This window comes from Pseudomonas sp. GM41(2012), assembly GCF_000282315.2.
In the GTDB taxonomy this organism is placed as follows: domain Bacteria; phylum Pseudomonadota; class Gammaproteobacteria; order Pseudomonadales; family Pseudomonadaceae; genus Aquipseudomonas.
In genome coordinates this window covers 1293313-1305628 of the sequence record NZ_AKJN02000007.1, presented here as the reverse complement: position 1 = coordinate 1305628, position 12316 = coordinate 1293313, and the positions used below count along the sequence as shown (strand labels likewise).

Here is a 12316-nt window from a genome sequence, read left to right as displayed (position 1 = left end):
TCGATTAGTCAAAATTACCCTTTAAGGGTAATTTTAGGGACAGGGCAAGCGGCTTCTTATGGAAAAGAACACACCCCACTTCGACTTGTCAGTGGTCAAGGCGGAGATTGTCAGATTAGGGACAAAGGCATTTACCGGTGCAGCACGGGAAGGCGGCCGGCGAATGGATTTAAGCCTTTCCCAAATGCTGCAAGTCGTCTGCGCGCTGGAAAACAGAATGTTGTACAAGTCGATGACGACCTTTGCCGATCACCGGATCTGGCAGGACGTTTATCACATGAAGACTCACGGTCTGGAGATTTACATCAAAGTGACTTACCGCCCCGGTGGTGGGCCTCCGGTAATCTCCTTCAAGGAGAAAGACGCATGAATGGAAAGCAATGTTTCAGCTGCGGTACTCATGATGGGTTGCAGCATTTCGAAGGGCGTAGCTTCACTATCGATTTCAAAAAGATGACACGTCAGATAGGCGACATTTCAGGCTACGAGTGTCGGGTCTGCGGTGAAATCGAATTCGATGACGGCAGCGCCGAGCGATACTCAGAGGCTAGTGATCAACTGCTGATCGATTGCCATCAACTCATGGCTTCCGAGATGAAGCGTATCCGTCGCAAGCTGAAACTCTCGCAGAAAGAAGCGGTGAAATTACTTTCCGGCGGCGGCCACAATGCTTTTTCCCGCTACGAGCGCGCCGAGCTGGCGCCGCCTCAGCCTCTATTTATGCTGATGCGCTTACTGGATCGACACCCACACCTGCTGGATGACGTGCAAGCACTTTGCGAAGGTGCAGATTTGCGCCATTTATTAACGAGCCTCGATCAGGAGCGCCAAGCCGCGCTTGCTTCCTGACTCACAAAACCCAGACAAAAATAAACCCGGAACACTGTCCGGGTTTATTTCACTGCCAAGCGCCAATCAATGCAGGATCTGGCTCAAGAACAGCTTGGTACGTTCATTCTGCGGGTTATCGAAGAAGTCGTTCGGCGCAGCCTGTTCGACGATTTCACCCTTGTCCATGAAGATCACACGGTTGGCCACGGTGCGGGCGAAGCCCATCTCGTGGGTCACGCAGAGCATGGTCATGCCGTCTTCGGCCAGGCCGATCATGGTGTCGAGAACCTCTTTCACCATCTCCGGGTCGAGTGCCGAGGTCGGTTCGTCGAACAGCATGATTTTCGGTTTCATGCACAGGGCACGGGCAATCGCCACACGCTGTTGCTGACCGCCGGACAATTGCCCCGGGAATTTATGCGCCTGCTCCGGAATGCGGACGCGTTCCAGGTAATGCATGGCGATTTCTTCGGCCTTGCGCTTGGGCATCTTGCGCACCCACATCGGCGCCAGGGTGCAGTTCTGCAGGATGGTCAGGTGCGGGAACAGGTTGAAGTGCTGGAACACCATGCCGACTTCACGGCGTACCGATTCGATCTGCTTGAGGTCGTTGGTCAGCTCCACGCCATCGACCACGATGCGGCCCTGCTGGTGTTCTTCCAGACGGTTGAGGCAACGAATGGTGGTGGATTTGCCGGAACCCGACGGGCCGCACAGGACGATACGCTCGCCCTGTTTAACGTTCAGGTTGATGTCTTTCAACACGTGGAACTGGCCGTACCACTTGTTCACGCCCTGCATCTGAATAATGCCTTCAGGGCTCACAGGCTTTTTGATTGCTTCGCTCATTACAGAACTCCTAACGCTTGTGGCCAGTGTCGAGCTTGCGTTCCAGATGCATGGAATAGCGCGACATACCAAAACAGAAAATCCAGAACACCAGGGCCGCGAACACATAGCCTTCGGTGGCCATGCCCAACCATTTCGGGTCGGCGGCGGCTTGTTTGACGCTGTTGAGCAAGTCGAACAGGCCGATGATGATCACCAGACTCGTGTCCTTGAACAGCGCAATGAAGGTGTTGACGATGCCGGGGATCACCAGCTTCAGGGCTTGCGGCAGAATCACCAGGCCCATGCTGCGCCAGTAGCCGAGGCCCATCGCAGCAGCCGCTTCGTACTGACCTTTGGGAATCGCTTGCAGACCACCGCGCACCACTTCGGCGACGTACGCCGACTGGAACAGGATCACGCCGATCAGTGCCCGCAGCAATTTGTCGAAGTTCATGCCTTCAGGCAGGAACAACGGCAGCATCACCGAGGACATGAACAGCACCGTGATCAACGGTACGCCGCGCCAGAATTCGATGAAAGTCACGCAGACCACGCGAATCGCCGGCATGTTCGAACGACGGCCCAACGCAAGGACAATACCCAGCGGCAATGCACCGGCAATACCGACAGTGGCGATCACCAGAGTCAGCATCAGCCCGCCCCACTGACTGGTCGCCACGGTGCTCAGACCGAAGAGGCCGCCATGCAACAGGAAGTACGCAACGATCGGGTACAGCACCAGGAAGCTCAGCCCATATACCGCTTTATGGTGAAAGCGCGGGATAAACAGCGGTGCCACGCCGATGACCGCCAGCCACACGGTCAGGTCCACACGCCAGCGCAGGTCTGTCGGATAGTAGCCGTACATGAACTGGCCGAAGCGCTGTTGGATGAACACCCAGCAGGCGCCGTCCTTCGTACAATCGGCGCGCGTGGTGCCGACCCAGTTGGCATCGAGGATCGCCCAGCTCAGGATCGGTGGAACCACCAGGTAGATCAGGTAGAACGCAAACAGGGTCAGCAGGGTGTTGAGCCAGCTGGAGAACATGTTGGCGCGCATCCACGCCACGACACCGATACTGCGGTTCGGGGGCGGCATGTCAGGTTTGAAAGTATGAGTCGTCATGCGCTTTTCCTTACCGCTCGATCAGCGCAATGCGCTTGTTGTACCAGTTCATCAGCAGGGAAATGCTGATACTGATCGCCAGGTACACGCTCATGGTGATAGCAATCACCTCGATCGCCTGCCCGGTCTGGTTCAGCACCGTACCGGCAAACAACGAAACCATTTCCGGATAACCGATACCGGCCGCCAGCGAGGAGTTCTTCGCCAGGTTCAGGTATTGGCTGGTCAGCGGTGGAATGATCACGCGCAGGGCTTGCGGGATGATCACCTTGCGCAGGGTCGGACCGTTGCGTAACCCCAACGAGTGCGCCGCTTCCGTCTGGCCGTGGCTGACCGACTTGATGCCCGAACGCACGATCTCGGCGATAAACGCCGCGGTGTACACCGTCAGGGCCAGGGTCAGCGCCAGCAGCTCCGGGATCAGTACCCAGCCACCGACGAAGTTGAAGCCTTGCAGCTTCGGCATTTCCCAGTGCAGCGGCGCGCCGAAGATCAATGCGCACAGCGCAGGGATCACCAGGAACAGCGCCAGGCCCACCCAGAACTTGTGGAACGGTACGCCGGTCTCTTCGAAGCGTTTGGTCGCCCAGCGGCTCATCAGCACGATGGCGACAATGGCCACGACGATGCTGACCACAAACGGCCAGAAACCATCCGCCGTCAACGCGGCCGGCATGTTCAGGCCCCGACTGCTGACAAAGAAGGTGTCGCCGAAGTTATGGCTGTTGCGTGGCCCCGGCATGGTCAGGAACACCGCGAAGTACCAGAACAGGATTTGCAGCAGCGGCGGAATGTTACGGAAAACCTCTACATACACCGTCGCCAGCTTGGCAATGATCCAGTTCTTCGACAGCCGTGACACACCAACGATGAACCCGAGGATCGTCGCCAGGATCACGCCGATGAAGGTCACCAGCAGCGTGTTGAGCAGGCCGATGACAAACACCCGGGCATAGCTGTCCGATTCGGTGTAGTCGATCAGGTGTTGAGCGATGCCGAAACCGGCACTGCGCTCCAGAAAGCTGAAACCGGAGGTAATGCCCCGGTGTTGAAGGTTGGTCTGCGTGTTGTCGAACAGATACCAGCCCATCGAGACCACCGCCACAATGGTGATGATCTGAAACAGCCACGCACGCACTTTTGGATCGCTGAGGCTGAGCCTCTGCTTTGGTGCGCCGATTGAATTTTGCATGAAGTGCCCCGCAAATAATGGAACAGAACATCACCCGGTGGTTGGCCCACCGGGTGATAGAACCATCAGCGCACTGGTGGTGCGTATTGAATGCCGCCGTTGTTCCACAGAGCGTTCAGCCCGCGGTCGATGGCCAGTGGAGTGCCTTTGCCGAGGTTTTTCTCGAACACTTCACCGTAGTTACCCACTTGCTTGACGATCTGCACGACCCAGTCTTTCTTCACTTTCAGGTCTTTGCCGTATTCACCGTCAGCGCCCAGCAGACGAGCGACGTCCGGGTTCTTGGTGGATTTGGCTTCAGCTTCAACGTTTTTCTGGGTGATACCCATTTCTTCAGCATTGAGCATCGCGAACAGGGTCCACTTGACGATGCTGAACCACTCTTCGTCGCCTTTACGCACGACAGGGCCCAGAGGCTCCTTGGAGATGGTTTCCGGCAGAACGACGTAGTCGGTCGGGGTCGCCAGCTTGCTGCGTTGTGCGTAGAGCTGGGATTTGTCGGAGGTCAGCACGTCGCAACGACCGGATTCCAGCGACTTGGCGCTTTCATCGGAGGTGTCGAAGGTGATCGGGGTGTATTTCAGACCGTTGCCGCGGAAGTAGTCGGAAACGTTCAGCTCGGTCGTGGTACCGGCTTGAATGCAGATGGTGGCGCCGTCGAGCTCTTTAGCGCTCTTCACGCCCAGCTTGTTGTTCACCAGGAAGCCGATGCCGTCGTAGTACGTCACGCCAGCAAACACCAGACCCATGCCCGAATCGCGGGAGCTGGTCCAGGTGGTGTTACGCGACAGCACGTCGATTTCGCCGGACTGCAGCGCGGTGAAGCGCTCTTTGGCGTTCAACTGGCTGAATTTGACCTTGGTCGCGTCGCCGAATACGGCAGCGGCCACAGCGCGGCAGACGTCAGCATCGATACCGATGATCTTGCCAGTGGAGTCTGGAACCGAGAAGCCCGGCAGACCGTCACTTACGCCGCACTGTACGAAACCTTTCTTCTGCACTGCATCCAGGGTTGCACCCGCCTGAGCGAACCCACTGACACCGAGTACTGCGGCTGCAGTCACGATAGCCAGGGTGGATTTCAACATCTTCATTCAAACCTCCAGTTTTGCTCTTGTTGTGTCGGAGCTGAGTCCAGTCGCACCCTTATGAGGCGTTGTTGACCCGTGTTGGCTTTTTTTGGGGTCAACCGACGTAAGACCTGCGCTATGAGTCTAGTAGGAGAAAATCCACATCATGGACAACTCACTTCTCACCAATCGGCCGAACGGGCTGTAGCCCTTTCACGTTCGCGAAGCCCGTAGCGGCCACTGGCGAACATCCATCACCGGATTCTTTGCTATCCCACCGCCAGCAGTACACTGATAGTGTTACCGCAAGGCGCGAGATGGGTTGCACCGTTTCCCCATAGCAAAGCCCGTACCAGACCGCTCGCCGAAGCGATTGCGCGACAGGTCAATAGCAAAACTTGTAGCCTTGCGACATCTTCTTAACTGATCAACCAGGCACGCCCTCAGACCTCGCACTCAATGAGAGCGCCTGCACAATATTGGAGCAACCATGACCGAGCCCTTGATTCTTCAGCCCGTCAAGCCCGCAGACGCCTGCGTTATCTGGCTGCACGGCCTGGGTGCCGATCGCTACGACTTTCTGCCGGTGGCCGAAGCGCTGCAGGAAACCCTGCTGACCACTCGCTTCGTTCTGCCCCAGGCACCGACCTGCGCGGTGACCATCAATGGTGGTTACGAGATGCCGAGCTGGTACGACATATTGGCCATGAGCCCCGCGCGCGCGATCAACCGCGAGCAGCTGGAAGAGTCGGCGCAGAGGATCGTCAATTTGATCGAAGTGGAGCGCGCCATCGGAATAGACGCCTCGCGGATATTCCTGGCAGGTTTTTCCCAAGGTGGCGCGGTGGCGTTACACACCGCATTTCTGAAATGGCAGGGACCGCTGGGTGGCGTACTTGCCCTCTCGACCTATGCACCGACCTTCAGCGATGAACTGGAGCTTTCCGCCAGCCAGCAGCGCATTCCCGTGCTGTCTTTGCACGGCCAGTACGATGACGTCGTTCAAAACTCCATGGGCCGCACCGCCTACGAGTATTTAAAGCAGCATGGTGTCACCGTGACATGGCAGGAATACCCAATGGGCCACGAAGTGTTACCCGAGGAGATACGCGACATTGGTGTCTGGCTCGCCGAGCGCTTGCGTTAACTGTTTATGTGAAAAGCAGCCCATTGATCCATCCCACTACGCCGCGCCTGATTCTTGCATTACACTGCCCGGCGTATATTCCTTAACCAATTGATGAGATGACCGTGCTCAAAGCACTCAAGAAAATGTTCGGTAAAAGCGAGACTGAGCAGCTCGCGCCAGTCTCCAGCGCTCCGTCTCACCATCCCAGCCACCGCACCGACGGTAATCAGTCTGGCCGGACCGCAACCGTAGCGGTACCGAAGCACGAGCCGATCACCACACCGGCCGTCCAACCCGTTGAGGCCCAGGCCTCTGAAGAACCGAGCAGCGAAGCTGCGAAACCTGCCCGACCGCGTCGCGAACCCAAGCCAAAAGCACCGGTTATCCCCTGGAAACTCGAAGACTTCGCCGTCGAACCCCAGGAAGGCAAAACCCGTTTCCACGATTTCAAACTCGCCCCCGAACTGATGCACGCCATCCAGGACCTGGGCTTCCCGTATTGCACGCCGATCCAGGCACAAGTCCTCGGCTTCACCCTGGCCGGCAAAGATGCCATCGGTCGCGCCCAGACCGGCACCGGCAAAACCGCTGCATTCCTGATTTCAATCATCACCCAGTTGCTGGAAACCCCGCCGCCGAAAGAGCGTTACATGGGTGAACCGCGGGCGCTGATCATCGCGCCGACCCGGGAACTGGTGGTGCAGATCGCCAAGGACGCGGCCGACCTGACCAAATACACCGGTCTCAACGTCATGACGTTCGTTGGTGGCATGGACTTCGACAAGCAGCTCAAGCACCTCGAAGCCCGTCATTGCGACATCCTCGTGGCCACACCGGGCCGCTTGCTGGACTTCAACCAGCGTGGCGACGTGCACCTGGACATGGTCGAAGTCATGGTCCTGGACGAAGCCGACCGGATGCTCGACATGGGTTTCATCCCACAAGTGCGTCAGATCATTCGCCAGACTCCGCCGAAGAACGAGCGTCAGACGCTGCTGTTCTCCGCGACCTTCACCGAAGACGTGATGAACCTGGCCAAGCAATGGACCACCGACCCGTCGATCGTCGAGATCGAGTCGCAGAACGTGGCCAGCGAAAATGTCGAGCAGCACATCTACGCCGTCGCCGGTGCCGACAAATACAAACTGCTCTACAACCTGGTCAACGACAACGGTTGGGAGCGGGTGATGGTGTTTGCCAACCGCAAGGATGAAGTGCGGCGCATCGAAGAACGTCTGGTGCGTGACGGCGTCAACGCCGCGCAACTGTCCGGCGACGTGCCGCAGCACAAGCGCATCAAGACTCTGGAAGGTTTCCGCGAAGGCAAGATCCGCGTCCTGGTCGCCACCGATGTGGCCGGTCGCGGCATTCACATCGACGGCATCAGCCACGTGATCAACTTCACCCTGCCGGAAGTCCCGGACGACTATGTGCATCGCATCGGTCGTACCGGTCGTGCCGGCGCCGATGGCGTGTCCATCAGTTTTGCCGGTGAAGACGACTCCTACCAGCTACCGTCCATCGAGGCGCTGCTGGGTCGCAAGATCAGCTGCGAAACACCACCGACGCATCTGCTGCGGGCGGTTGAGCGCAAGCGCCCGTAACGCGGGTCGCATTAAAAGAGGCGCAGCCGGAAACGGACTGCGCTTTTTTTTCGTCCGGTTTTTTTCAACAGGAGCTTGCTCGAGACAACTAAAAGTCCATAATGGACAAATTAGTTTACTTCCAGCTCCCGGAGCCGACCATGTCCAGTACGCCTTACGTGATCACCCAACCTCAGGCCCGCGAGCTGCTGGCGCAGGTCGACGTGCCGCAGATCCTGCGCAAACTGTTCCGCGACCTGGCCGCCGGGCAAGCTGTGCAACCGGCGCAGCAACTGGTGGAGTTCCCGCAGGGCGCTGGCGACTTCATCAACTACCTGGGCGTGCTGGCCGAAGACGGCGTTTACGGGGTCAAGACCTCGCCGTACATCGTGCGCGAACAAGGCCCGCTGGTGACCGCCTGGACGCTGCTGATGTCGATGCAGACCGGCCAGCCGTTGCTGCTCTGCGATGCCGGCGAACTGACCACGGCACGCACCGCCGCAACCACCGCCGTGGCGGTCGATGCCCTCGCCCCGCTGAAGGCGCAGCGCCTGGCGATCATCGGCAGCGGCAAGGTCGCCCAGGCGCACTTGCACTACGTCAAAGGCCTGCGCGACTGGCAGAGCATCAGCCTCTACTCGCCGAGCCTGAGCGACAAGAATCCCGAGGTATTGGCGCAGCTCAAAAGCCTCGATCCACGCCTGACCATCGTCGATAGTCGTGAAGCAGCGGTTCAAGACGCCGACGTGATCATGCTCTGCACCTCGTCCGCAGGCCCGGTGATCGACCCGTCAAGCTTGAGCAAACCGGCGCTGATCACCTCGATCAGCACCAACGCACCACGTGCCCACGAAGTGCCGCCGCAGAGCCTCAATGACATGCAAGTGTTCTGCGACTATCGTCTGACCACCCCGGGCTCGGCCGGCGAGATGCTGATTGCCGGTGAACAACATGGCTGGGACAAAAACGCGATCATCGGCGACCTGCCCGATCTGCTCAGCGAAAAAGTGCAGCGCCCTGGCTACGACCGTCACGTGTTCTTCCGCTCCATTGGCCTGGGCCTGGAAGACATTGCACTGGCCAATGCCCTTTACCGCCTACAGCACTAACCCCACAAACCCCTGTAGGAGCTGCCGAAGGCTGCGATCTTTTGATCTTGCCTTTAAAAAGCAAAGTCAAAAGATCGCAGCCTCGTTTCACTCGTCAGCTCCTACAGGGGAATTCCACCATTTCGGCATTTACGCCCCATCAGGAGACGTTCATGAGCCAGGCAGATTTCATCATCATCGGCGGCGGGATTGCCGGCGCTTCCACCGGTTTCTGGTTGTCGCAGCACGCCCGAGTGATCGTGCTCGAACGCGAATCCCATCCGGCTTACCACTCCACCGGACGCTCGGCCGCACTGTTCACCGCCGCCTATGGCACACCGCAGGTTCGGGCGCTAACCCAGGCCAGCCGTGATTTCTTCGACACGCCGCCGGCCGGTTTCTGCGAACACCCGCTGCTGACCCCGCGTGGCGAGATGACCGTGGACTTCACCGGTGACCCGGCCGAACTGAACAATCAATACCTGAGCGCCAAAGCCACGGTGCCGGAGATGCAACTGCTCAGCGCCGAAGAGGCCTGCGTGCGCCTGCCGATCCTGCGTCGGGAAAAAGTCCATGGTGCGATTTACGACCCGACCGCCAGCGACATCGACACCGATGCCTTGCACCAGGGTTACCTGCGCGGTATCCGACGCAACAAGGGCGAAGTTCATACCGACAGCGAAGTCCTGAGCCTGACCCGCGACGCCGAAGGTGTATGGCAAGTACAAACCAGCGGTCAGACCTTCAGCGCCCCGATCGTCATCAACGCGGCAGGCGCCTGGGCCGACAAAATCGGCGAGCTGGCCGGTGCCAATCCGCTGGGCCTGCAACCCAAGCGCCGTGCGGCGTTCATCTTCGCCGGCCCCGAGGGCGTGGACATCCACCATTGGCCAATGCTGGTCAGCCTCGACGAATCCTTCTACATGAAGCCCGACGCCGGAATGTTCCTCGGCTCGCCAGCCAACGCCGACCCGGTGGAACCGCACGACGTGCAGCCCGAAGAGCTGGACATTGCGATGGGCATCTACCAGATCGAAGAAGCCACCACCCTGACTATCCGCCGTCCGACCCGCACCTGGGCCGGCTTGCGCAGTTTCGTGAGCGACGGTGATTTGCTGTCCGGTTTCGATCCACAGGTGCCGGGGTTATTCTGGGTAGCGGCACAAGGCGGTTATGGCATTCAGACCTCGCCGGCCATGGGCCAGGCCAGCGCTGCACTGGTACGCGGTGAAGCCTTGCCCGAGCAACTGACTCGCTTCGGTCTGAACACCCAGATGCTCTCCCCCGCTCGACTGGGCTGACTTTCGGACGCAGGTGACGTGCTGACACGATTGCGGCAAACTTCCAGCGCCCTTTTTTGACGGGCGCTGATGCTGTCTGGAGCTCCACTTTATGAACGCCAAAGAACAAGAACCGGCCGTTGATGACTCTGCATTGAAGAGCTCGCCGCTGGACAATTTCCGTGCGATCGCCGATGCCATCGCCACGTTGTTCTTTCCTCACGCCGAGGTGGTGCTGCACGACCTGCGCACCCAAAAGGTCGATTACATCGCCAACAACCTGTCCAAACGGGAAATCGGTGATGACTCGTCGCTGGAGGACATGCTCAGCGAAGAGGTCAGCGAACGAAATATTGGGCCGTACGAAAAGCTCAATTGGGATGGTCAGAAGATTCGCAGCCTGAGCAGCGTGCTGCGCGACAGCGAAGGTCGTCCGCTGGCGGTGCTGTGCATCAATCTGAATATTTCGTTGTTCGAAAATGCCAAAGCCGCTCTGGACCTGTTCCTGTCACCGAGCAAGTTGATTCCGCAACCGGAATCGCTGTTTCGCGATGACTGGCAGGAGCGGATCAACACCTTCCTCCACGCCTGGCTGCGCGAGCGTCAGCTGAGCCTGAACCTGCTGACCCGTGACCATAAGCGCGAATTGGTGCTGGCACTGCACGCCGAAGGCGCCTTCAAAGGTAAAAGCGCCTCCAACTATGTGGCGAACGTGCTGAACATGGGGCGGGCAACGGTATACAAACATTTGAAAGAACTGAAGGGCTGAAAGACCGCCATCTACCTGTAGGAGCACGGCTTGCCGGCGATAGCGATCTCAAGGGCGCCATCGCGGGCAAGCCATGCTCCTACAGATGGATGGCGGTCGTGAAAGCGCCATCGCGGGCAAGCCGTGCTCCTACAGAATAAGCGGTTACTCCAGAACCGAAGCCGGCCCGAAGAACTCGTAACGGCTTTGCTTCTCCGGTACACCCAGCGCTTTCAGGTGGCGCTTGACCGCCGCCATGAAGCCTTTAGGACCGAGGAAATAAGCGTCCAGATCGCGCTGCTGCGGCAACCACTCGCCCAGTTGCTCCTGGCTCAACAACCCAACCTTGTCCGCCGCCGGGCTCACGCCATCATCTTCGTCGTAGCAATAAAAGCGTTTGAGTTGCGGGTGACGCGCGGCCAAGCCATCAATCCAGTCGCGGAAGGCGTGAACGCTACCGTTACGTGCGCAATGGATAAAGTGCACCGGCCGTTCGGTCGCCAGCGCCGCTTCCAGCATTGCCAGGGTCGGAGTGATGCCGACGCCGCCACTGATCAGCACCAACGGTTTGTCGCTGTCGGTCAGGGTGAATTCGCCCGATGGCGGGAACAGCTGGATGCTGGAACCCACATGCAAATGATCGTGCAGGTGGTTGGAGGCGCGGCCACCGGTTTCACGTTTGACGCTGATCCGGTACTGGCCCTTGTTGGCCAAGGCCGATAGCGAGTAGTTGCGACGAATCTCTTCGCCATCGAGGATCAGTTTCATGCCGATGTACTGGCCTGGCTCTGCCGCCAGAATCGGGCCTTTGTCGGCTGGTTCAAAGTAGAACGAGGTGATTTCCTCGCTTTCGTCGACCTTGGCCACCACGATGAATTCCCGCGCCCCGCGCCAGCCGCCCGGTGCCTGTTCCTTCTGGTCGTAGATGCTGGTTTCGGCGCCGATCAGGATGTCGGCCAATTGACCGTAAGCCGCCCCCCACGCAGCCATCACTTCAGGTGTGGCGATCTCTTCACCCAGCACTTCTGAGATGGCTCGCAGCAGGCAGGAACCGACAATCGGGTAATGTTCCGGAAGGATTTGCAGGGCCACGTGCTTGTTGATGATCTTGGCCACCAGGTCGCCCAACTGATCGAGCTGGTCGATGTGCCGCGCATACATCAAGACACCGTTGGCCAGGGCACGCGGCTGATCACCGCTGGCCTGGTGGGCCTGGTTGAACAGCGGGCGTACTTCCGGGTATTCGGACAGCATCATGCGGTAGAAATGAGTGATCAATGCTTCGCCACCGCTTTCCAGCAAGGGCACGGTGGATTTGACGATTGCACGGTCTTGAACGCTAAGCATAAGGCGACTCCTGATCTACTTGGATTGCTAACTGATTGCCTTATACCTATCAGTTTCCATGCCAGAAAATAAAACCATACAAATCAATTAG

General features: G+C 58.6%; 12 protein-coding genes. 7 read left to right on the top strand and 5 right to left on the bottom strand.

Annotated features, from left to right (window positions below; all coding sequences use genetic code 11):
- The first annotated feature begins 58 nt into the window (after positions 1 to 58).
- On the top strand, positions 59 to 370 hold the full coding sequence (locus tag PMI27_RS08650) for a type II toxin-antitoxin system MqsR family toxin (protein ID WP_008147580.1): 312 nt from the start codon (positions 59 to 61) through the stop codon (positions 368 to 370).
- Positions 367 to 849, top strand: coding sequence for a type II toxin-antitoxin system MqsA family antitoxin (locus PMI27_RS08655; protein ID WP_008147577.1), 483 nt, complete (start codon positions 367 to 369; stop codon positions 847 to 849). The genes PMI27_RS08650 and PMI27_RS08655 overlap by 4 nt, the downstream gene beginning before the upstream one ends.
- 66 nt (positions 850 to 915) lie before the next feature.
- Here the strand turns inward: PMI27_RS08655 and PMI27_RS08660 are convergent, their stop codons facing one another.
- From PMI27_RS08660 to PMI27_RS08675, 4 genes are all read right to left on the bottom strand, one after another.
- Positions 916 to 1680 carry an amino acid ABC transporter ATP-binding protein gene (locus PMI27_RS08660; RefSeq protein WP_008147575.1) on the bottom strand — a complete coding sequence of 255 codons (765 nt, stop codon included), beginning with the start codon at positions 1678 to 1680 and terminating at the stop codon, positions 916 to 918.
- Positions 1681 to 1690: 10 nt separating this feature from the next.
- Positions 1691 to 2788: an amino acid ABC transporter permease gene (locus PMI27_RS08665; RefSeq protein ID WP_008147573.1), complete on the bottom strand. Its 1098-nt coding sequence runs from the start codon at positions 2786 to 2788 to the stop codon at positions 1691 to 1693.
- Between the two features lie 10 nt (positions 2789 to 2798).
- Positions 2799 to 3980, bottom strand: coding sequence for an amino acid ABC transporter permease (locus PMI27_RS08670; RefSeq protein WP_008147571.1), 1182 nt, complete (start codon positions 3978 to 3980; stop codon positions 2799 to 2801).
- 65 nt (positions 3981 to 4045) lie between these two features.
- Positions 4046 to 5074, bottom strand: coding sequence for an amino acid ABC transporter substrate-binding protein (locus tag PMI27_RS08675; RefSeq protein WP_008147569.1), 1029 nt, complete (start codon positions 5072 to 5074; stop codon positions 4046 to 4048).
- A gap of 466 nt (positions 5075 to 5540) precedes the next feature.
- Between PMI27_RS08675 and PMI27_RS08680 the strand changes: the two genes are divergently transcribed.
- From PMI27_RS08680 to PMI27_RS08700, 5 genes are all read left to right on the top strand, one after another.
- On the top strand, positions 5541 to 6197 hold the full coding sequence (locus PMI27_RS08680; protein ID WP_008147566.1) for an alpha/beta hydrolase: 657 nt from the start codon (positions 5541 to 5543) through the stop codon (positions 6195 to 6197).
- Positions 6198 to 6295: 98 nt separating this feature from the next.
- Positions 6296 to 7783, top strand: coding sequence for an ATP-dependent RNA helicase RhlB (rhlB, locus tag PMI27_RS08685; protein ID WP_008147563.1), 1488 nt, complete (start codon positions 6296 to 6298; stop codon positions 7781 to 7783).
- Between the two features lie 140 nt (positions 7784 to 7923).
- Positions 7924 to 8871: an ornithine cyclodeaminase family protein gene (locus PMI27_RS08690; protein WP_008147560.1), complete on the top strand. Its 948-nt coding sequence runs from the start codon at positions 7924 to 7926 to the stop codon at positions 8869 to 8871.
- 152 nt (positions 8872 to 9023) lie between these two features.
- A complete protein-coding gene (locus PMI27_RS08695; RefSeq protein WP_008147558.1) occupies positions 9024 to 10151 on the top strand; it encodes an NAD(P)/FAD-dependent oxidoreductase in 1128 nt (375 codons plus the stop codon).
- 91 nt (positions 10152 to 10242) lie between these two features.
- Complete coding sequence (locus PMI27_RS08700; RefSeq protein WP_008147556.1) at positions 10243 to 10899, top strand: helix-turn-helix transcriptional regulator; 657 nt, start codon at positions 10243 to 10245, stop codon at positions 10897 to 10899.
- Positions 10900 to 11043: 144 nt separating this feature from the next.
- Here PMI27_RS08700 and hmpA read toward each other — a convergent pair whose 3' ends face one another.
- Positions 11044 to 12225, bottom strand: a complete 1182-nt coding sequence (hmpA, locus tag PMI27_RS08705) for an NO-inducible flavohemoprotein (RefSeq protein WP_008147555.1) — start codon at positions 12223 to 12225, stop codon at positions 11044 to 11046.
- Positions 12226 to 12316 lie beyond the last annotated feature (91 nt).